General features: G+C 57.4%; 23 protein-coding genes. 11 read left to right on the forward strand and 12 right to left on the reverse strand.

Going from position 1 to position 21,000, the window contains the following annotated elements; genetic code table 11:
- Window positions 1-28: 28 nt before the first annotated feature.
- The 5 genes from KVG88_RS22415 to colR all read right to left on the reverse strand — a co-directional run bounded on the left by KVG88_RS22415 (window position 29) and on the right by colR (window position 3,755).
- Window positions 29-253 (reverse strand): hypothetical protein, encoded by a 225-nt coding sequence (locus KVG88_RS22415; protein WP_150703991.1) that lies wholly within the window; start codon window positions 251-253, stop codon window positions 29-31.
- 2 nt (window positions 254-255) lie between these two features.
- Entirely contained in the window at window positions 256-969 is a 714-nt protein-coding gene (locus KVG88_RS22420) for a lipopolysaccharide kinase InaA family protein (protein ID WP_217872795.1), read from the reverse strand.
- A gap of 4 nt (window positions 970-973) precedes the next feature.
- Complete coding sequence (locus KVG88_RS22425) at window positions 974-1,642, reverse strand: class I SAM-dependent methyltransferase (protein WP_150704063.1); 669 nt, start codon at window positions 1,640-1,642, stop codon at window positions 974-976.
- 156 nt (window positions 1,643-1,798) lie between these two features.
- Window positions 1,799-3,082, reverse strand: a complete 1,284-nt coding sequence (locus KVG88_RS22430) for a sensor histidine kinase (protein ID WP_150703993.1) — start codon at window positions 3,080-3,082, stop codon at window positions 1,799-1,801.
- Complete coding sequence (gene colR / locus KVG88_RS22435) at window positions 3,072-3,755, reverse strand: two-component system response regulator ColR (RefSeq protein WP_150703994.1); 684 nt, start codon at window positions 3,753-3,755, stop codon at window positions 3,072-3,074. Before colR ends, KVG88_RS22430 begins: the two co-directional genes overlap by 11 nt.
- A 218-nt stretch (window positions 3,756-3,973) precedes the next feature.
- Between colR and KVG88_RS22440 the strand changes: the two genes are divergently transcribed.
- On the forward strand, window positions 3,974-4,717 hold the full coding sequence (locus tag KVG88_RS22440; RefSeq protein ID WP_150703995.1) for a phosphatase PAP2 family protein: 744 nt from the start codon (window positions 3,974-3,976) through the stop codon (window positions 4,715-4,717).
- Window positions 4,718-4,837: 120 nt separating this feature from the next.
- On the opposite strand, the gene groL is transcribed toward KVG88_RS22440, so the two are convergent.
- The 4 genes from groL to KVG88_RS22460 form a co-directional block, all read right to left on the reverse strand.
- The gene (gene groL / locus KVG88_RS22445) at window positions 4,838-6,484 is read right to left on the reverse strand and encodes a chaperonin GroEL (RefSeq protein ID WP_150703996.1); all 1,647 of its coding nucleotides are present in this window, start codon (window positions 6,482-6,484) and stop codon (window positions 4,838-4,840) included.
- Window positions 6,485-6,533: 49 nt separating this feature from the next.
- The gene (locus tag KVG88_RS22450; RefSeq protein WP_150703997.1) at window positions 6,534-6,827 is read right to left on the reverse strand and encodes a co-chaperone GroES; all 294 of its coding nucleotides are present in this window, start codon (window positions 6,825-6,827) and stop codon (window positions 6,534-6,536) included.
- Between the two features lie 249 nt (window positions 6,828-7,076).
- Complete coding sequence (locus KVG88_RS22455; RefSeq protein WP_150703998.1) at window positions 7,077-7,553, reverse strand: FxsA family protein; 477 nt, start codon at window positions 7,551-7,553, stop codon at window positions 7,077-7,079.
- 66 nt (window positions 7,554-7,619) lie between these two features.
- Window positions 7,620-8,351 carry a HugZ family pyridoxamine 5'-phosphate oxidase gene (locus tag KVG88_RS22460; RefSeq protein WP_217872796.1) on the reverse strand — a complete coding sequence of 244 codons (732 nt, stop codon included), beginning with the start codon at window positions 8,349-8,351 and terminating at the stop codon, window positions 7,620-7,622.
- Window positions 8,352-8,514: 163 nt separating this feature from the next.
- Between KVG88_RS22460 and KVG88_RS22465 the strand changes: the two genes are divergently transcribed.
- Window positions 8,515-9,273 carry an SDR family oxidoreductase gene (locus KVG88_RS22465; protein WP_150704000.1) on the forward strand — a complete coding sequence of 253 codons (759 nt, stop codon included), beginning with the start codon at window positions 8,515-8,517 and terminating at the stop codon, window positions 9,271-9,273.
- 102 nt (window positions 9,274-9,375) lie between these two features.
- Here KVG88_RS22465 and apbC read toward each other — a convergent pair whose 3' ends face one another.
- Window positions 9,376-10,470 carry an iron-sulfur cluster carrier protein ApbC gene (apbC, locus tag KVG88_RS22470; RefSeq protein WP_150704001.1) on the reverse strand — a complete coding sequence of 365 codons (1,095 nt, stop codon included), beginning with the start codon at window positions 10,468-10,470 and terminating at the stop codon, window positions 9,376-9,378.
- 230 nt (window positions 10,471-10,700) lie between these two features.
- Between apbC and metG the strand changes: the two genes are divergently transcribed.
- The 8 genes from metG (at window position 10,701) to KVG88_RS22510 (ending at window position 17,641) form a co-directional block, all read left to right on the forward strand.
- Window positions 10,701-12,752, forward strand: a complete 2,052-nt coding sequence (gene metG, locus KVG88_RS22475; protein WP_217872797.1) for a methionine--tRNA ligase — start codon at window positions 10,701-10,703, stop codon at window positions 12,750-12,752.
- A 192-nt stretch (window positions 12,753-12,944) separates the two neighbouring features.
- Entirely contained in the window at window positions 12,945-13,514 is a 570-nt protein-coding gene (locus KVG88_RS22480; RefSeq protein ID WP_217872798.1) for an Rnf-Nqr domain containing protein, read from the forward strand.
- Window positions 13,511-14,533 (forward strand): electron transport complex subunit RsxB, encoded by a 1,023-nt coding sequence (gene rsxB / locus KVG88_RS22485; RefSeq protein ID WP_217872799.1) that lies wholly within the window; start codon window positions 13,511-13,513, stop codon window positions 14,531-14,533. Before KVG88_RS22480 ends, rsxB begins: the two co-directional genes overlap by 4 nt.
- Window positions 14,520-15,506, forward strand: a complete 987-nt coding sequence (locus KVG88_RS22490; protein WP_217872800.1) for an RnfABCDGE type electron transport complex subunit D — start codon at window positions 14,520-14,522, stop codon at window positions 15,504-15,506. The genes rsxB and KVG88_RS22490 overlap by 14 nt, the downstream gene beginning before the upstream one ends.
- A complete protein-coding gene (locus tag KVG88_RS22495; RefSeq protein WP_217872801.1) occupies window positions 15,503-16,114 on the forward strand; it encodes an RnfABCDGE type electron transport complex subunit G in 612 nt (203 codons plus the stop codon). Before KVG88_RS22490 ends, KVG88_RS22495 begins: the two co-directional genes overlap by 4 nt.
- Window positions 16,107-16,691, forward strand: coding sequence for an Rnf-Nqr domain containing protein (locus KVG88_RS22500; protein ID WP_217872802.1), 585 nt, complete (start codon window positions 16,107-16,109; stop codon window positions 16,689-16,691). The genes KVG88_RS22495 and KVG88_RS22500 overlap by 8 nt, the downstream gene beginning before the upstream one ends.
- 25 nt (window positions 16,692-16,716) lie before the next feature.
- The gene (gene nth, locus KVG88_RS22505) at window positions 16,717-17,355 is read left to right on the forward strand and encodes an endonuclease III (RefSeq protein WP_217872803.1); all 639 of its coding nucleotides are present in this window, start codon (window positions 16,717-16,719) and stop codon (window positions 17,353-17,355) included.
- A 106-nt stretch (window positions 17,356-17,461) separates the two neighbouring features.
- A complete protein-coding gene (locus KVG88_RS22510) occupies window positions 17,462-17,641 on the forward strand; it encodes a PA3496 family putative envelope integrity protein (protein WP_007898493.1) in 180 nt (59 codons plus the stop codon).
- An 81-nt stretch (window positions 17,642-17,722) separates the two neighbouring features.
- Here the strand turns inward: KVG88_RS22510 and KVG88_RS22515 are convergent, their stop codons facing one another.
- Complete coding sequence (locus KVG88_RS22515) at window positions 17,723-18,349, reverse strand: response regulator transcription factor (RefSeq protein ID WP_056853598.1); 627 nt, start codon at window positions 18,347-18,349, stop codon at window positions 17,723-17,725.
- Between the two features lie 549 nt (window positions 18,350-18,898).
- Between KVG88_RS22515 and KVG88_RS22520 the strand changes: the two genes are divergently transcribed.
- Window positions 18,899-19,552: a hypothetical protein gene (locus KVG88_RS22520; protein ID WP_217872804.1), complete on the forward strand. Its 654-nt coding sequence runs from the start codon at window positions 18,899-18,901 to the stop codon at window positions 19,550-19,552.
- A gap of 159 nt (window positions 19,553-19,711) precedes the next feature.
- Here the strand turns inward: KVG88_RS22520 and KVG88_RS22525 are convergent, their stop codons facing one another.
- On the reverse strand, window positions 19,712-20,929 hold the full coding sequence (locus KVG88_RS22525) for an argininosuccinate synthase (protein WP_017738284.1): 1,218 nt from the start codon (window positions 20,927-20,929) through the stop codon (window positions 19,712-19,714).
- Between the last annotated feature and the right edge of the window lie 71 nt (window positions 20,930-21,000).

A 21,000-nucleotide genomic window follows, 5' to 3' on the forward strand; every position in this document is an offset into this window, starting at 1 on the left:
GAGGCCTTTTATTTGGGATTGAAACTGTTCAACTTTGCGGCCTCATTCCTTGAGAAAGACCGAACATGAACAGCAACAAATCATGATCGGGCTGGGTGGCCACGGATGTCTTGGCGACTCGTGGCAAGGGGCAATATTCGCCGTTCGCTGAGCTTAGAACCTGCGTGCGTGGCTGCTCCCAGGCAGCCACTGCGAGCGAAGCGACTGCCAAGGCTCCAACCAAAAACAAACCTCGCGCAACTTCGAGTTTCATTGCTATAAACCCTTGATAGCGCTGCCAAACGCCGTCTCATAAAAATAGACCAGTTTCTTCCAGTCCGTAGGGTTGAACGACGAGTGGCGGCGCAATTGCTTCATGTCGTGGAGAGCCGCCTGATGGGCACTGAAGCGTTGTCGGCACTTCTCCAGATCAATCAGCGCCACCTCAACGTTGCATGCCTCGCCTTCACCGGTGACGCGCACAAAAACGTGCTTGATATAGAGGCAACTGTGCTGCCAACGCCCTTTGTGCATGCGGGCCAGGTTCTCCGCCAGCATCTGCAACACGCGATCATGCACGGGTTCACCGTGACGCTCACGACCGCCGCCAGCGTACCAATGCTCCATTTCCTCGAAACCATCCAGTGACTTTGTCACCAGCAATGCACGCCATTTGTGCACCGGGTCGCGTTGAGCGCCGCAGAAGACGATTTGCGGAACATGAACCCCGAGCAGGCTGACGCCCATCAGTGCGTCGCGCTCGCGCAGTACGGTCGGTCGACCGAACGGGTGCAGCAAGCTGCGATAGATATGCCCGGTCTGGCGTTTGAAGTAGAGCAGTTGATCATCGCTACCCACGACGCGCTGCACGCCGCTTTCCCCACCGCGGCGAACATTGGGTTCTTCTACCCACTCGCCGCGCTGGTTCCAGAAATAGTCGAAACGGTCCTGGGAGACAACATCCGATCCTGCTGCATACTGCACTGCCATCCTGTTACCTCTTGCGTAATACGTAAACTCGCCACATGGCATAGAGCGGTAAAAAGTCCAGACGTTCCTGAATTCGGAAGCCTGCTTGTTCAAATTCCTGTTCTACCGTAGCAGCTGGTAACACAAATCTGTTTTGGTAACTTTCCTGCTCACGGGTTCGCTCCAGACGCTTGCGTTTCCAGGCCTTGAAATTGCCATCTACCCACAGGGACAAAATGACGCTGTCACGGGTGACACGCTCGAATTCGCGCAAAATAGCCAATCGATGCTCGGCCTCACCGATGTGATGAAGCAAACGCATGCAGAAAATGCTGTCGACGGCGTTATCAGGCAAGGCAATGTCGAATGCAGAAGTGTGCAAGGGTTGTACCCGTTTCACGACATCGGCCGGTTGCGCCTGTGTCGCGATCTTCAACATCGATTCAGAGTTGTCGGCACCGATGATGACGCGATTGGGTTTCTCGGCCAGCAACGGCCAGAAACGCCCCGCGCCGCAGGGCAAATCAAGCACCAGGCCAGGCTCGCCGACCGAGGCCAGGGCCTTACGAGCCAGTTGCTCATCCCGCCAGTGGGACAGTTTACGACTCAGGCCATCCTGATGTTTAACCAGATACTGTTGGGCGTGCTGGTCGTCGTATTTTTCGGAAAAATCCAGTTTGATCGGGCCGGCCATCATTGAGGTCTCCTGTACGTCTGATGGCCCCTACATTAGGTAGCGCCGTGTCAGTTTCAGGTCATACCTTTGTGAAAAAATTGTCATGTAAAACCCATAATCGTTACTAGGTTTTACAATGCAATCAAGCCCGCCCCCGTTGGTCGCCGCTGAACGTCAGCTTGCAGGAGTGATCAGCAGTTCCACTTGAAAACGACAGCCATTGGGCTCCATGTTGGTCAGGCTGACGCTCCAGCCCTGGTTTTCACAGATCCGCTGCACCAGTGACAGCCCCAGCCCAAGGCCTTCGCCACGTTTTTCGCTGCCGCGCACGAACGGTTCGAACATCGCTTCACGCTTTTCTTCGGGAATGCCCACACCACTGTCTTCGACCACAAAGCCGCTGGTCGTCAGGGTCAGTCGTATAAACCCTTGCTCCGTGTAGTGCAGCGCGTTGCGCAGCAGGTTGCCCATTACCGCATTCAGCAGTGTGGCGTTGTATCGAATGTTCTGGTCCTGACCCGGCTCGAAAATCAGCGTCAGGCCTTTGGCCTCAATCGGTGCACGCCACTGGGCGATCAAACCATCGGCCACCCCCGTGAGCGTCTGCTGCGGTGACATGCTCGCGTCTTCGCGTTGGGCGCGGGCCAGCATCAGAAAGGTTTGCACCAGTTCACGCATTTCTTCACAGGCACGGGAGATGCGCTCGACCTGAGCGCGACCGCGCTGATCGATTCCCGGGTTTTCCAGCAACAACTCGCAGGAGCTGGCCAGGACCATCAGTGGCGTGCGCAGTTCGTGGCTGACGTCACTGGTAAACAAACGCTCCCGCGTCAGCGCCTGGCGCAGGCGCCCCAGAGTGGCATCAAAGGCCACCGCCAACTCACCCACTTCATCGGCGGCGTAGTCCGGTGCCAGCGGCGGTGCCAGACCGAGCAACTGATCGCGATGCCGTACCTGCCGGGCCAGTCGGACCACAGGCGCCATCACCTTGCGCGCCAGGACCCAGCCGAGGAAAACCGCCAGTGCCAGGCTGAGTACGAAGCCAACGAGAACGACGGCAAACAGCACCCGCTCGCGCTCTTCGAAATCGCTTTGATCCTGCAACAGCACATAACGGCGTCCGTCGACGATTTCGACCATCGCGTGATACGACAGCTGCTCGCGAAAGACCTCGTGAAAACCGGAGTCCAGGTGCCGCAAATCCTTGGGCAATTCGAAATCACCCGGGCCGCCGCTGAAATAGAACAACTGGTCCGGTTCGGGCCGATGGCTCCAGTCCGAAACGCTGTCCATCAGCAACAGGCGCTGCAAGTCGCCGCCCAACCCGGCGGAAATCAGCTTTTCTTCCACCAGATGCACAGTCGCGACAATGCCCATGGCGAAGGCACCCGCCACCAGCGCACTCATCAGTGCAAAGGCAATGATGATCCGCTGGGCAAGGCTTTGCTTAAACTCCATCACGGCCCTCGGCCAGGCGATAACCGACACCGTGCACGGTATGCAGCAACGGTTTGGCGAACGGTTTGTCGATTACCTGACGCAGTTGGTGGACGTGGCTGCGCAAGCTGTCACTGTCCGGGCAATCATCGCCCCACAACGCTTCTTCGAGGATTTCCCGGCGCAATACGTGCGGGCTTTTCTGCATCAATACCGCGAGCAGCTTGAGGCCCACCGGGTTGAGCTTGAGCAGGCGCCCTTCGCGGGTGACTTCGAGAGTATCCAGGTCGTAGTTCAAGTCACCGACTTGCAGAGCGCGTCGACCGCCGCCCTGGGTACGCCGCATCACCGCTTCGATCCGCGCCGCCAGTTCCGACAGGGCGAACGGTTTGATCAGGTAGTCGTCGGCGCCGGACTTGAAGCCTTGCAGGCGGTCGTCCAGCTGATCGCGTGCCGTCAGCATGATCACAGGGGTGTCGCGCCGGGCATCTTCGCGCAGGCGTTTGCACAGGGTGTAGCCGTCGATGCCCGGCAGCATGATGTCGAGCACGATCAAGTCGTAATGCTCAGTGGCGGCCAGATGCAGGCCCGACAAACCGTCCTGTGCGCAATCCACGGTATAGCCTTTGAGCCCCAGGTAATCGGCCAGATTGGCCAGGATATCGCGGTTGTCTTCAACCAATAGAATTCGCATGGGCACCTCCTCCGTACACAGTAACGGCCGTCTTGGCCCGCGCAGCTTAAGGCCAAGTGTGGCTCACGGCTAGGACTGCGTGCGGCTGCAATGGCCGAAATCAAACGTTTGCCGGGTTAACGACTTTTTCACTATCGATTCACACGTTGACGACAGGATCGGGTTCAAAGTCTGCGCGGCTGCGCATTTCAGAACACTTTCCCAACCAAGGAACCAGCATGGCTTCGACCCTTGCCCGCCCCGCATCTCGCCCACTCAACTTCTGGGTTTGCCTTGGCGTTCCCGCCGTTGCGGCAATCATTCTGGTGCTGCTTGAACTGACCTCCCTGGACATGGACCTGGCCAAACTGTTCTACGACCCGGTCGCTGGAGATTTCATCGGTCGCCACAGTTACTTTCTGGAAACGGTCCTGCATGACCGCGCCAAACAAGTGGTCATCGCTTTCTCGGTATTTGCCATCCTTGGCTTTGCCGGCTCGTTCTTCATGACCCGGCTCAAGCCGTTCAAACGGGAATTGGGCTGTCTGGTGCTGTCCCTGGGTTTGGCGACTTCCTTTGTCACGCCGATGAAAGCAGTGACGGCGGTGCAATGCCCCTGGAGCCTGGAGCAGTTTGGTGGCCACGAAACTTACAGCGAATTATTGAGCCCGCGTCCGGCAACGGAAAAACCGGGCCGCTGCTGGCCGGGCGGTCATGCGGCAACCGGGTTCACTCTGTTTGCGCTGTTCTTTGTATTGCGTGATCGTCGCCCGCGACTGGCACGGGCGGCATTTGTTTTTGCCTTCGCCCTGGGTACTGTGTTTTCCATTGGACGGATGATGCAGGGCGCGCACTTCTTCTCGCACAACGTGTGGACGGCGGTGTTCTGTTGGTTGATTTGTCTGGGGTCGTATTACTGGATTCTTTATCGGCCGGCTGTGAAGGCTGAACCTGAGGCAAATGCAGAGCCTGTCAGCGTCTGATCCGACGCTATCGCGAGCAGGCTCGCTCCTACAGGGATCGATGCGACCCTCAAAATGGAGGCAATAAAAAACCCCGCCTGCTTTCGCAGGCGGGGTTTTTAGTACAGGGGTAAGGCTGGCTTACATCATGCCGCCCATGCCGCCCATACCGCCCATGTCTGGCATACCGCCGCCAGCACCGCCGTCTTTCTTCGGTGCATCAGCAACAGCGGCTTCGGTGGTCAGGATCAGACCGCCGATCGACGATGCAGCTTGCAGCGCGGAACGGGTGACCTTGGTTGGGTCCAGGATACCCATTTCGATCATGTCGCCGTATTCGCCAGTCGCAGCGTTGTAACCGAAGTTACCTTTGCCGTTTTTGACTTCGTTGACCACAACGCTTGGCTCGTCACCGCTGTTGGCAGCGATCTGACGCAGCGGTGCTTCAACGGCACGGCGCAGAACAGCAATACCCACGTCCTGATCAGCGTTGTCGCCTTTCAGATCGTTCAGGGTTTGCAGAGCGCGGATCAGCGCAACGCCACCGCCAGGTACCACGCCTTCTTCAACGGCTGCACGGGTAGCGTGCAGGGCGTCTTCAACGCGGGCTTTCTTCTCTTTCATTTCAACTTCGGAACCAGCGCCAACCTTGATCACTGCAACGCCGCCGGACAGCTTGGCCAGACGCTCTTGCAGTTTTTCACGGTCGTAGTCCGAGGAAGTTTCGGCAACCTGGGCACGGATCTGGTTGATGCGTGCTTCGATGTCGCCTTGAACGCCAGCACCGTCAACGATGATGGTGTTTTCCTTGGACAGGGTTACGCGCTTGGCGTTACCCAGGTGCTCCAGGGTGGTGCTTTCCAGGCTCAGGCCGATCTCTTCGGAGATAACGGTACCGCCGGTCAGAACAGCGATGTCCTGCAGCATGGCCTTGCGACGGTCGCCGAAGCCTGGAGCCTTGACGGCTGCGACTTTAACGATACCGCGCATGTTGTTCACAACCAGAGTCGCCAGGGCTTCGCCTTCAACGTCTTCGGCAACGATCAGCAGCGGACGGCCGGCTTTGGCAACGGCTTCCAGCACTGGCAGCATTTCGCGGATGTTCGAGATCTTTTTGTCGACCAGCAGGATCAGCGGGCCGTCCAGCTCAGCGACCATGGTCTCTGGCTTGTTGACGAAGTACGGGGACAGGTAGCCACGGTCGAACTGCATGCCTTCAACAACCGACAGTTCGTTTTCCAGGCCCGAGCCTTCTTCAACGGTGATCACGCCTTCTTTACCGACTTTTTCCATGGCTTCGGCAATGATGTCGCCGATGGAGTTGTCGGAGTTGGCGGAGATGGTGCCTACCTGAGCGATAGCCTTGGTGTCAGCGCATGGCTTGGACAGGGCTTTCAGCTCTTTAACAATAGCGATGGTCGCTTTGTCGATGCCGCGCTTGAGGTCCATCGGGTTCATGCCGGCAGCGACGGCTTTGAGGCCTTCGTTGACGATCGATTGAGCCAGAACGGTAGCGGTGGTGGTGCCGTCGCCTGCGTCATCGTTGGCACGGGAGGCAACGTCTTTGACCAGCTGCGCGCCCATGTTTTCGAAACGGTCTTCGAGTTCGATTTCTTTGGCTACGGAAACGCCGTCCTTGGTGATGGTCGGAGCGCCGAAGCTCTTCTCGATGATCACGTTACGGCCTTTCGGGCCCAGGGTCGCTTTTACCGCGTCAGCCAGGACGTTGACGCCTTTGAGCATTTTCTTGCGGGCGGAATCGCCAAACAGAACTTCTTTAGCAGCCATGATCGATATTCCTTAAATACTTTGTAGTCGCGGGAAAATGAGCGGGAAATCAGTCTTCGATAACAGCGAGGATTTCGTTCTCGCTCATTACCAACAGGTCTTCGCCGTCGATTTTCACAGTGTTGCTGCCGGAGTAAGGACCGAACACAACCTTGTCGCCAACCTTGACGGCCAGTGCGCGCACTTCACCGTTGTCCAGTACGCGGCCGGTGCCTACAGCGAGGATTACGCCGCTGTTGGCTTTTTCAGCAGCCGAACCTGGCAGGACGATACCGCCAGCGGTTTTCTTTTCTTCTTCGCTGCGACGGATGACGACGCGGTCATGCAGAGGACGAAGCTTCATTGTCGATCTCTCCTAATTGTGGTTTTCATCGGCCGGTGTAGTCCCGGCGGGTTTAACAAAGTCCGGCGGTGCCGGGTGCGGTTCGTCAAGCGAACCGCGGAAGTCTGTCTGGCGTGTTCGCCAGAAACCTTGCGGTGACCGTTACATAAGGGCGCTCAAGCTGATTACAAGGGCGGGGATCGAAAAATTTTCACGTTGATGCCGCGCAAAACGAACACGGCACCCGAAGGTGCCGTGTCGCTGTGCGTATTACTTGGTGTCGCGGTGTTCGAACTCGCCTTCGATCACGTTGGGCTCGCGGCCCAGCGGCTCGCGCGGTGCAGGGCCGCCACGGGCCTGGAGGTCATCGGCGAACGCCCGTTGGCGGATCGCCTGTTCCTCGGCGCGCTGGCGCATTTTGTTGGCCAGCAGTCGACGACTGATCGGCAGCAGCATGATCAGGCCGACCACATCACTGATGAAACCAGGCAGGATCAACAGGCCACCGGCCAAGGCCAGCATCAGGCCTTCAAGCATGGTCTGGGCCGGCAGTTCGCCGCGGTTCAGGCTTTCACGGGCACGCAGCGCCGTGGCCAGGCCGGCGATACGAAGCACGAACACGCCGAACATCGAGCCGAGAATGATCAGCAGCAGGGCCGGGAAAAACCCGATCGCCCCTGCCACCTTGACGAATACGAACAGCTCCAACACCGGGAACAGCAGAAAGAGCAACAAAAAAGGGCGCATCAAATGGTTCCTCAACGCAAGAATGCCTTGCCAGTTCACCTTAGATGACGTCGCCGTTTCGTGAATTCAAGCGTCGGCCACTTCATTTTTCGGCCAATGTTCGGCGTGAGCCAGAAAAACCAAGGCTTCGCGAACTTGTGTCGGCGTATTACACGGAACTTGGAACGGCAGCCAGTACAGGCTTTGGCCGATGCGCAAGTGCATGCCTTCAGTGTCGATACCGACCATCTGCGCCGGCGAAGTTTTCGGTAAACCGGCCAGGTCCACGTAATGGGCAATGGCTTTGGCGTGATCGGCGTTCATGTGCTCGACCATGCTGATCTCAGCCTTGCCGGCAAACGGATTGGCCAGTGTCAGTTCGTTGACCCAGTGAATCGCGCCGAAACCACCGATGTAGCGGTGACGGACCGGGGTGAGCACCCAGAAATCGAAATCATGGGCATTGTGGTAGCCCTGCGATTCCGGGAAATAGCGGTAATAACGCTCGGCGGCTACCTGAATGGCAGCTTCGTCTTCGAGTTGCTGCGCTTCAGCCAGATAAGTCAGACGACCCACGGCCTGCACGTCTTCAGCGCCGCGCTCGCCTACGAACAGTGAGCATTTCGGATCTTTTTGCAGATTGTGCGTGTGCTGCGCGATGCGGCTGATCAGGATCAGCGGCCGGCCCAGCTCGTCCAGGCAGTACGGAACCACGGAGCCGAACGGGAAACCGGGCATCGCTTTGGAGTGCGTGGAGAGCACTCCACGGTATTCCTTGAGAAGCAATTCTCGTGCATGCTTAGCCGCTTCAACGCTCAATTTATGACTCCTTATATAGAATCCGTCAGAAAAACGGACGGGCTGCTGGTGGAAAGTCCCAGCACGCCATCGGGGCAGTTCTCATGTGCAGCCAAGCCAGGTCAGGCGCAGATCGAGAGGCTCTCTAAAGGAAACCACTCTGACCTGCTACCGGGGCATGCGAATGCAACTCACTGACAAAGTAATCATTATCACCGGCGGTTGCCAGGGTTTGGGCCGCTCCATGGCCGAGTATTTCGCCGGCAAGGGCGCCAAGCTGGCGCTGGTCGACCTTAACCAGGAAAAACTCGACGACGCGGTCGCGGCCTGCAAGGCCAAAGGCGTCGAAGCCCGCGCTTACCTGTGCAACGTGGCCAATGAAGAGCAAGTGACGCACATGGTTGCACAGGTCGCGGAAGACTTCGGCGCAATCCATGGCCTGATCAACAACGCCGGGATCCTGCGTGACGGCCTGCTGCTCAAGGTCAAGGACGGTGAAATGACCAAGATGAGCCTGGCACAGTGGCAAGCGGTGATCGACGTCAACCTGACCGGCGTATTCCTGTGCACCCGTGAAGTCGCGGCAAAAATGGTTGAGCTGAACAACAGCGGCGCGATCATCAATATCTCGTCGATTTCCCGCGCTGGCAACGTCGGCCAAACCAACTACTCCGCCGCCAAGGCCGGTGTCGCGGCGGCGACCGTGACCTGGGCCAAGGAACTGGCGCGCTATGGCATTCGCGTAGCCGGTATTGCACCAGGCTTCATCGAAACCGAAATGACCTTGGGCATGAAGCCGGAAGCGCTGGAAAAAATGACGGCGGGAATTCCGCTCAAACGCATGGGCAAGCCGGATGAGATCGCCCATTCGGCGGCTTACATCTTCGAGAACGACTATTACACCGGTCGGATTCTGGAGATGGATGGCGGGTTGCGGATCTAAAGCAAGATCAACAGATCGCAGCCTGCGGCAGCTCCTACATGGGCTTGATGTTCACCCTGTAGGAGCTGCCGCAGGCTGCGATCTTTTAACAGGCGACCGGAATCAATCGTCGCTGATGCTGATGTTCGGCATCGCCGGCGTCAGGGCTTCCTGCAACACAATTCGCGCGCCAACGTGGCGAGCCAGTTCCTGGTAGACCATTGCAATCGGGCTGTCCGGCTCGGCGATCACTGTTGGCTTGCCGCCATCGGCCTGTTCGCGGATGGCCATCGCCAGCGGCAGCGAAGCCAACAACTCGACGCCGTACTGAGTGGCCAGCTTCACGCCGCCACCCTCACCGAACAAATGCTCGGCATGCCCGCAGTTCGAGCAGATGTGCACGGCCATGTTTTCCACCACGCCCAGCACCGGGATGTTGACCTTGCGGAACATCTCCACGCCTTTGCGTGCGTCCAGCAATGCCAGGTCCTGCGGCGTGGTGACGATCACTGCACCGGCCACCGGGACTTTCTGCGCCAGGGTCAGCTGGATATCGCCCGTGCCTGGCGGCATGTCGATGACCAGATAATCCAGGTCGCCCCAAGCGGTTTGAGTGACCAGTTGCAGCAAGGCGCCGGAAACCATCGGACCGCGCCAGACCATCGGCGTGTTGTCGTCGGTCAAGAACGCCATCGACATCACTTCAACACCGTGGGACTTGAGCGGCACGAACCACTTCTGGTCCTTCACTTCAGGCCGGGTACGCTCCGGGATGCCGAACATGATGCCCTGGCTCGGGCCATAGATGTCCGCATCGAGAATCCCCACCTTGGCGCCTTCGCGGGCCAGGGCCAGGGCCAGGTTGGCCGCCGTGGTGGATTTGCCCACGCCGCCCTTGCCGGACGCCACGGCCACCACGTTTTTCACGTTCGCCAGGCCCGGGATCTGCGCTTGAGCCTTGTGCGCTGCAATCACGCTGGTGATATCGACACGAGCCGTGGTCACACCGTCCAGACCTTCGATGGCCATTTGCAGCATCTGCGCCCAGCCACTCTTGAACAGACCGGCGGCGTAACCCAACTCAAGCTGGACGCTGACGCGATCGCCCTGGATTTCGATGTTGCGCACGCACCCGGCGCTGACCGGGTCCTGGTTCAGATAAGGGTCGGTGTATTGGCGAAGGACGGCTTCCACCGCTGCGCGATTGACGGCGCTCATGGGCAACTCCGAAAACAGGACTTGGAAAAGATGACGGCTATCGTACCTTAAAAGATCGCAGCCTTCGGCAGCTCCTACAGATGTACGCCGATTCCCTGTAGGAGCTGACGAAGACCGCGATCTTTTGATCTTCTCTCGCTGCTCATCCAATGAAACAGGCTCACAGGGTGAAAAATATGCGCCGGCGCTTTATAGTGGCCGACCTCCGTTTCATCAAGTAGCCGAGCCCCATGTCCGAGCCACGCAAGATCCTCGTCACCAGCGCCCTGCCCTATGCCAATGGTTCGATCCACCTTGGCCATATGCTGGAATACATCCAGACCGATATGTGGGTGCGCTTCCAGAAGCACCGCGGCAACCAATGCATTTATGTCTGCGCTGACGACGCCCACGGTTCGGCGATCATGCTGCGCGCGGAAAAAGAAGGCATCACCCCGGAACAACTGATCGCCAACGTCCAGGCTGAACACAGCGCCGACTTTGCCGACTTCCTGGTGGACTTCGACAACTTCCACTCCACTCACGCCGAAGAAAACCGTGAGCTGTCGAGCCAGATCTACCTGAAGCTGCGCGACGCCGGGCACATCGCCACGCGCTCGATCACGCAGTATTTCGACCCGGAAAAGAAAATGTTCCTGGCCGACCGCTTCATCAAGGGCACTTGCCCGAAATGCGGCACTGAAGACCAGTACGGCGACAACTGCGAAAAATGCGGCGCGACCTACGCACCGACCGACCTCAAAGATCCGAAGTCGGCGATTTCCGGCGCCACCCCGGTGCTCAAGGATTCCCAGCATTTCTTCTTCAAGTTGCCAGACTTCCAGCAAATGCTGCAAACCTGGACCCGCAGCGGCACCCTGCAAGACGCCGTGGCCAACAAGATCGCCGAATGGCTGGATGCCGGTCTGCAACAGTGGGACATCTCACGCGATGCGCCGTACTTCGGTTTTGAAATCCCGGACGAGCCAGGCAAGTATTTCTACGTCTGGCTGGACGCGCCGATCGGTTACATGGCGAGCTTCAAGAACCTGTGCAACCGCACGCCGGAGCTGGACTTCGACGCGTTCTGGGGCAAGGATTCCACCGCCGAGCTGTACCATTTCATCGGCAAGGACATCGTCAACTTCCACGCCCTGTTCTGGCCAGCCATGCTCGAAGGCGCAGGCTACCGCAAGCCGACCGGGATCAACGTACACGGCTACCTGACCGTCAACGGCCAGAAAATGTCCAAGTCCCGTGGCACCTTCATCAAGGCCCGGACTTACCTGGATCACCTGTCGCCGGAATACCTGCGTTACTACTACGCGGCCAAGCTGGGCCGTGGCGTCGACGACCTGGACCTGAACCTCGAAGACTTCGTACAGAAGGTCAACTCCGACCTGGTGGGCAAAGTCGTCAACATCGCCAGCCGTTGTGCCGGGTTCATCAACAAGGGCAATGCCGGCGTGATGGTCGACACCAATGCCGCACCTGAGTTGACCGACGCATTCCTGGCCGCCGCGCCAAGCATCGCCGACGCCTATGAAGCTCGCGATTTCGCCCGTGCCATGCGCGAGATCATGGGCCTGGCCGACCGTGCCAACGCCTGGATCGCCGACAAGGCACCGTGGTCGCTGAACAAACAGGAAGGCAAACAGGATGAAGTCCAGGCGATCTGCGCCACGGGCGTCAACCTGTTCCGCCAGTTGGTGATCTTCCTCAAGCCTGTACTGCCGTTGTTGGCCGCCGATGCCGAGGCGTTCCTCAACGTCGCGCCGCTGACCTGGAACGATCACGCAACCTTGCTCAGCAATCACCAGCTGAACGAGTTCAAGCCGTTGATGACCCGGATCGACCCGGTCAAGGTGCAAGCCATGACCGACGCTTCGAAAGAAGACCTGACCGCCAGCCAGACCGACACCGGCGAAGCTGCACCGGCCGGCAATGGCGAACTGGCCAAGGATCCGCTGTCGCCGGAAATCGAGTTCGATACCTTCGCGGCTGTCGACTTGCGCGTTGCACTGATCGTCAAGGCTGAACACGTTGAAGGCACCGACAAGCTGTTGCGCCTGACCCTGGACATCGGCGACGAGACCCGCAACGTGTTTTCCGGCATCAAGAGCGCTTACCCGGACCCGTCCAAGCTCGACGGCCGCCTGACCATGATGATCGCCAACCTCAAGCCTCGGAAAATGAAGTTCGGTATCTCCGAAGGCATGGTGATGGCTGCCGGCCCTGGCGGTGAAGAAATCTACCTGCTCAGCCCTGACAGCGGCGCCAAGCCAGGTCAGCGCATCAAGTAAGTTTCTGCGTTGAACCGATCCCACAGTCGTGCCTGGCGCGACTGTGGGATTTTCATGTCTGGCCCATACTATCTATCAGCTCTGGTTCTTGTAGGAGCTGCCGCAGGCTGCGATCTTTTGATCGTGACTTTCTCAAGGATCGCAGCCTGCGGCAGCGCTTACAGTGTCTTCCAGCATCGGATATGGACGATCATGACCGAAACGCTTTTGACGCTCATCAGCACAGCCTTGATCAACAACCTCGTGTTGCACTGGCCGCTGGGCGTCGACCCATTGGTAGCCAGCGAACGGCGGCAAGTCCATGCGCTGGGCATTGCGACCACGTGCCTGATGCTGATCGCAGGCGTGTTCGGTTATGCGCTGTTCCATTGGCTGCTGGTGCCACTGGACCTGACCGCCCTGCGCCTGTTCGTGTTTCTGCCGTTGAGCGTTCTGTTGATTGGCCCCTTGCTCAATCTGCTTGCACGGTTGCTGCCCACGCTTTCTTTCGAAGGCCTATGGCTGTTGTTGGCAGGGAATGCCGGGGTTCTGGGGGCGACACTGCTCAACGCTCAGGACGACAAAGGCTTGTTTCATGCCACGGCCCTTAGCCTGGGGGCCGGGCTGGGTTTCTGGCTGGTGCTGGGTCTGTTCAACGACCTGCGCCAACGCACACTTGATAATGATGTTCCCCTGCCCTTTCGCGGCTTGGCGATCGATTTGATCGGCGCCGGACTGATCGCAGTGGCCTTTCTCGGATTCAGCGGACTGATCAAAACATGAGTCTGATTCAACGCATCGACGCCCTCCTGCCGCAGACTCAATGCGGCAAGTGCGGCCACCCCGGATGCAAACCGTACGCTGAAGGCATCGCCAGTGGCGAGCCGATCAACAAGTGCCCACCGGGCGGCAGCGAAACCATCAACGCCCTGGCCGAACTGCTGAAGGTGCCGGTGCTGGAACTGGATGTCAGCCGTGGTTCGGCTCCGGCTCAGATTGCCTACATTCGCGAAGCCGAATGCATTGGCTGCACCAAGTGCATCCAGGCTTGCCCGGTCGATGCCATCGTCGGCGCGGCAAAACTGATGCACACGGTGATCATCGACGAATGCACCGGTTGCGACCTATGCGTGGCGCCGTGCCCGGTGGATTGCATCGAGATGCGTCCGTTGCCGATGGAAACGGTGCTGCCGATTGTCGGTGGTCTGGCATTCAACCTGGATGAACAACGAGCCCGAGCCCAGAAGCGCAACCACGCACGGCGCCGGTTCGAACAGCGCAACGCCCGTTTGCAACGCGAAGAACAACAGAAGGCTGCCGATCGCCAGACACGCCTGCAGCGAACGCCGCAACCCGTTGAGCCGACGCTCAACCCGGTACAAGCGGCGCTCGAACGCGTTCGCGCCCAGAAAACGGCGAATGCCGATGCGGCGCTGAAAAAAGCCAAGATTGATGTCGCGATGAGCCGGGCACAATTGCACAAATCGCTGAAAGCCTTCGGTCATCCACCCACATTTGAACAGCAGTCGCAATTAATCGTCCTGCAACAGCAATTTGAAGCTGCCGAGCGTGCCTTGGCTCAGCTGGAAAACGATGCACCACCGGCCCCGATGTCGCCCCCGAAAGTTCCGGCCGCAGCGACAAAAGACGCTGAGCTGAAACGCGCGAAAATCCAGTTGGCCATGCGCCGCGCCGAACTGAAAAAAGCGCAAACCAGCGAAGCCTCCACCGAACAGATCGAAACCCTTCAGCGTGCGCTCAGCGACGCCGAACGCCAGGTGGAAGCCCATGCCGCCCCTTGAATCGGTGGATGATCGCCTGCGGCAGGCCATGAAACTGGTACTGCTGGCCACGCTGCCCGGAACACTGATGATGTTCTGGTTGTATGGCTGGGGCGTGTTGATCAATCTGAGCCTGGCAGGCATCGCCGCGCTGACGGTCGAAGCCGCCATGCTGCAGTTGCGCAAGCGACCACTCAAACCGAGCTTGAGTGACGGCAGCGCATTGGTCAGCGCGACCCTGTTGGCATTGGCATTGCCACCCTATTGCCCGTGGTGGCTGACCCTCACTGCAGCGGCGTTCGCCATGGTCTTCGGCAAGCATTTGTATGGCGGCGTGGGTTCGAACCCGTTCAATCCGGCGATGCTTGGTTTTGCTTTGGTGCTGGTGACCTTTCCTCAGCAAATGACCCACTGGCCGTCATCCCAAGGCATGGACCTGTTGAGTGGTTTACAACAGGTTTTTGGCTTCGGGCAGGCACCGGATGCGTGGGTCCGGGCCACGGCGCTGGACAGCTTGCGGATCAACAAAAGCCTGACGATGGACGAACTGTTCTCGGCGAATCCGGCGTTTGGTCACTTCGGCGGCCGTGGTGTCGAATGGCTGAACCTGGCGTTCCTGGCCGGTGGCGCATTCTTGTTGCAACGCAGAGTGTTCAGCTGGCACGCGCCGGTTGGCATGTTGGCGAGCCTGTTCGTCATCAGCCTGTTGTGCTGGAACGGTTCGGGCTCGGACTCCCACGGTTCGCCGCTGTTTCACCTGCTCAGCGGAGCAACCATGCTGGGGGCATTTTTCATTGTTACGGAGCCGGTATCCGGTGCCAAAAGCCCCGTTGCGCGCCTGTTGTTCGGCGTCGGCGTCGGGCTGCTGACATACGTGATTCGCACATGGGGCGGGTATCCGGACGGCGTAGCCTTTGCCGTGCTGTTGATGAACCTGTGTGTCCCCGCGCTGGAGAGGTTTGCTGTCGCCAGACAGGAGCAGACCGCATCATGAGTCGAGCGTCGAGCATTGCGATCCTGGCGCTGTTGGGCGCTTCAGGCCTGGGAGTGACCTATCTCGCGCAGCACAACAGTGCATCGCATATCGCCGCCGAGCAGCGCTTGATCGACAGTCGCAACTTGCTGGACCTGTTACCACCCGAGCGTTACGACAATCAGCCGCTTGAGCAGCCACTCACGCTCGAAAACACCGTACTGGGCAACAGTACCCTGCTGGCCGGTTACCGAGCGACAAAGGCTGGCCAAACGTACGCCGTGTTGCTGCGCAGCCAGACACTCGGCTACGCGGGGGCTATCGATCTGCTGATTGCCATCGATGCCAACGCCAGGTTGATTGGCGTCAAAACCCTCAAGCAAACCGAAACCCCGGGGCTCGGCGCGCGAATCGCCGACTGGCCTAACACCTGGCTGCAATCGTTTAGCGGCAAGTCTCGATCCGATCCTGGCGACCCGGGCTGGGCCTTGAAAAAGGATCGCGGGGAATTCGACCAGATGGCGGGAGCGACCATCACTTCAAGAGCCGTGATCAACGCTACCCACGAAGCGCTACGTTACTTTGATGATCACCGGCCACAACTGCTCGGAAGCTCGTCCCATGAGTAGATCATCATTGCTGGCCCATTCATTGATGCTCGCGCCGCTCATTGGCGCCACCGGCTCACTGGTCATTGCGCTGGGCCTGTGGCTGATGTTCGTTGTCGTGATCACCTTGTTCGGCCTGGGCATCAATGCCTTGCGACCACGCTTGCTCCCGTCGACCCATGTGTGGGCAAGCGTGCTGCTTGCCGCAACGCTGACCAGTTGCGCAGAACTCGGCGCGCAGGTCTGGTCGCTACAATGGCATCAACAGATAGGGATTTACGCAGCGCTGCTTGCTTTGCAATGTGTCGTGCTGGATTACTGCGGATTCTTCCAGAACACCTGGCGAAGTCGCCTGCGCACCTATGGATTGTTCGGCGCGTTGATGGTGGGCTTGGGCTTGCTGCGCGAACTCATGGGTTACGGAACACTGGGCATTCATCTGCCGTGGTTGATGGCCGAGACGCAATCACAATGGCAGGGTTGGATACTAAACGCTGACGGCGGATTGCGCCTGGCAACATTGGCGCCCGGCGGGTTTATTCTCCTGGGATTGCTGATCGCCGCATGGCAAGCCTATCGCCCAACACCTACAAAATGATCGCCTTCGAGGAAACGCACTGCCCATGAATGCTGCAAAACGTCTGGAAATATTCCGCAGGCTGCATGAAGACAACCCGGAACCGAAGACCGAACTGGCTTACTCCTCACCGTTCGAATTGCTGATCGCGGTCATTCTTTCGGCGCAATCGACCGACGTCGGGGTCAACAAAGCCACGGCAAAGCTGTTCCCGGTCGCCAACACCCCTGCGGCGATTCATGCGCTGGGTGTTGAAGGCTTGTCGGAATACATCAAGACCATTGGCCTGTTTAACAGCAAGGCGAAAAACGTGATCGAGACCTGTCGCTTGCTGGTCGAAAACCATGCAGGCGAAGTGCCGCAGACTCGAGAGGAACTGGAAGCCTTGCCCGGTGTGGGCCGCAAGACGGCCAACGTTGTGCTCAACACGGCTTTCCGGCAACTGACCATGGCGGTGGACACCCATATTTTCCGGGTCAGCAACCGTACCGGCATTGCGCCTGGCAAGAATGTCGTCGAGGTGGAGCACAAGCTAATGAAGTTCGTGCCCAAACAATTTCTTCTGGACTCCCATCACTGGTTGATTCTGCATGGGCGCTATGTGTGTCTGGCGCGCAAGCCTCGTTGCGGCAGTTGCCGTATCGAAGACTTGTGTGAGTACAAGCACAAGACCTCGGACGATTGAGGTTCTATTGGATTTGTTGATCCACCGATTGAAAAAATCTTTTTTACCCGCCAGAAGATTGTCGATATAAGGTGCCCCAAAGGCCTTCTTAGCCTGGAGTAACTAAATGAGCACTGGCAAAGAGCAATTGGACGTAGAAGACGACTTCACCCCCGTTGAGGCTGATGACGCCGAGCCGGTGGTCGAAGTAGCCAAAACCAACCTGAGCAAACGCCGTACCATCGACAATCTGCTGGAGGAGCGCCGACTGCAAAAGCAATTGGCCGATTACGATTTTGACTTATGACATCTAAAAGCCTCCCGAAATGGAGGCTTTTTACTTTGCGCTGATCAATGATAAGTGCCCGCTTATCGCATGTTATCAACGTCAGACCAGCCCATTGCGCTGAGCCAGTTCAATAAGGTCGACCAAAGAGCGCGCATTGAGCTTTAACAACAGCCGCGTTTTATACGTACTGACGGTTTTATTGCTAAGAAACATACCGTCGGCAATTTCCTTATTGGTCTTGCCTCTGGCCAACTGCTGCAGAACCATCATCTCTCGCCCCGACAAACGATCGACCATATCGGCTTCGCTGGCATTTCCCAAACTTGCACGTACGGTATGCAAAGCCTGGTTGGGAAAGTAACTGTAGCCGGACAAAACCGCTTTGATTGCACTGAGCAATTCAGTCAGGTCCTGTTGTTTGCACACATACCCGGCAGCTCCCGATTGCATGCAGCGCATGGAGAAATGCCCAGGCGCCTGTGAAGTCAGTATCAATACCTTCATCGGCAGTGCTGCTGAACTCAGGCGCGCGATAACTTCCAACCCATCGAGTTTCGGTATTCCAATATCCAGAATGACAATATCGGGCATTTGTTCACGGGCAAGTTGTAATGCATCCACACCATTGTCTGTTTCAGCAACGACTTCGTAGCCATGACGTTCCATCAGCATACGTACCGCAAGACGAATGACGGGGTGATCATCCACGATCAGCACTTTATTCATGGGCAAGTCCAATTTTCGCTGTTCGAATTTTTAGAGCCCGCACAATAGCCTAGTCGTTTCCCCCATGGCATGCCGTCGCCCCCGGACACCTACACCGAGAGACATTCCCTACAACCATCGCGGATTAGTCTTACAAAAATCACTCGAACTCAGCCCGACGAAAACTGTATCAGTAAAATGTACGTCTGTTTTCCTCCGCGTTTTTTGTATCAACTTACAACAAAAAACTCGGGCATTGCCCTTCAATCCCACGATCCAGCCGACAGCCTAATCTTGTATTTTCTTGTACGTAACATATATTTTCAGCGTAAATATTGATAACAGAAACATCATACAAAAAATGCCACCGCTTCTTACAGAATAAAACAGAACCTGAGCGACTATTAAAAACACAAACACCCAACAACATACAAATAGCGTATATTTTAATTGCGCTAAACATGCACGAGTACAACCCACCAGAAACCATAACCCCAAATAACAATCAACGCACAACAACCATTACCCCACAAACCATTAGAGAAAGATAATTCAACATGAGCAAAGGCCATGAAAAATATCAAAAAAAGAATTACCAACCCCATCACCGTTATCGCGATATTCGCAACACTTTCCGAAACTTCGGCAGCGATCACCTTGCCCTTTCTGGATAATAAAGAAAGAGAAGTCTATGTCTGGTTCCTGATCAGCTTTCCTTTTTATTTACTTCTTCTTTTCTTCGCCACGCTGAATTTCAATTATCGCTCGCTTTACGCACCCTCGGATTATGAAAAGAGCGAACACTTCATAGACGTTCTTGACGACATGGAACATCGCACAAACAGCGCCTGTGCTGCGTCTATTGAAAAAGCCGAGCAACGGGCCTCCCCCCTCCATACCGCACATCCGCCTCCAGACGAGGTTGGCTCCCTGCGGGATTCACCGGGAGAAAAAAGCATGCAGCTGCCGGACGCAGCGAAAAGCCTGCACATTATTGATGCGCGTGAAATTCGCGAAAAAATCGAACTGGGCACTTTGTTTCAGAAAATACAAAAGCCTCAGGAAAAACTGGCTCGCGTTATTTTGCTGCTCACAGATTCGGAGTCGGAAAAAGCACTGACAGAGTACGCAAACAAAATCGCAAAACAGACAAGAAAGCACCGCGGTGTCACTTTTTTTGTTGTTTACAATTTGAGTTCACAGGGAGCGACAGCCATAAAATGAGCATGCCACTGGCGTACACCACGTAACAGTGATGTCGCGGGGGAAGAGAGGTGACCAGGTAAGAATCGTGCTGTTGAAATATCAGGCAGGAAAAACCCAATTTCAGATGTGTGGCCTCTTCAACGAAGAGGCCACACATCCATTACCCACTCAAAGGTCTCAGAACAGCTTGCGACCTTTGTTCGCGGCGATGCGCATGCGCAAGGCGTTGAGCTTGATGAAGCCTGCAGCGTCGGCCTGGTTGTAGGCGCCGCCATCTTCTTCGAAGGTGGCAATGTTGGCGTCGAACAGCGACTCGTCAGACTTGCGACCGGTGACGATCACGTTGCCCTTGTACAGTTTCAGGCGCACAACGCCATTCACGTGAGCCTGGGACGCATCGATCATCTGTTGCAGCATCAGACGCTCAGGGCTCCACCAGTAACCGGTGTAGATCAGGCTGGCGTACTTCGGCATCAGCTCATCTTTGAGGTGAGCGACTTCGCGGTCCAGGGTGATCGATTCGATCGCACGGTGAGCGCGCAGCATGATGGTGCCACCTGGGGTTTCGTAGCAGCCACGGGACTTCATGCCCACGTAACGGTTTTCGACGATGTCGAGACGACCGATACCGTGTTCGCCACCGATACGATTCAATGTCGCCAGCACGGTGGCCGGAGTCATCTCGACGCCGTCCAGCGCGACGATGTCGCCGTTGCGGTAGGTCAGTTCCAGGTACTGCGGCTTGTCGGGAGCGTTCTCCGGGGAGACGGTCCATTTCCACATGTCTTCTTCGTGCTCGGTCCAGGTGTCTTCCAGCACGCCGCCTTCATAGGAGATGTGCAGCAGGTTGGCATCCATCGAGTACGGGGATTTTTTCTTGCCGTGGCGCTCGATCGGGATCGCATGCTTTTCGGCATAATCCATCAGCTTCTCGCGGGACAGCAGGTCCCACTCGCGCCAAGGAGCGATCACTTTCACGCCTGGTTTCAAGGCGTAGGCGCCCAGTTCGAAACGAACCTGGTCGTTGCCTTTACCAGTGGCGCCGTGGGAAATGGCGTCAGCGCCGGTTTCGTTGGCGATTTCAATCAGACGCTTGGCGATCAGCGGACGCGCGATGGAAGTACCCAGCAGGTACTCGCCTTCGTAAACGGTATTGGCGCGGAACATCGGGAACACGAAGTCGCGAACGAACTCTTCGCGCAGGTCGTCGATGTAGATTTCTTTGACGCCCATGGCCTGTGCCTTGGCGCGGGCCGGTTCGACCTCTTCGCCCTGACCCAGGTCAGCGGTGAAGGTCACTACTTCACAGTTATAAGTATCCTGCAGCCACTTGAGGATCACCGAAGTGTCCAGGCCGCCGGAATACGCCAGAACGACCTTGTTTACGTCCGCCATGCCATCACTCCACGGGGTTCTACGGAAAGCCGGGAAGTCTACCGCTCATGCAGGATAATTTACAGTGGCGC

The sequence above is a fragment of the Pseudomonas azerbaijanoccidentalis genome (genome assembly GCF_019145495.1).
Classification (GTDB): Bacteria; Pseudomonadota; Gammaproteobacteria; order Pseudomonadales; family Pseudomonadaceae; genus Aquipseudomonas; species Aquipseudomonas azerbaijanoccidentalis.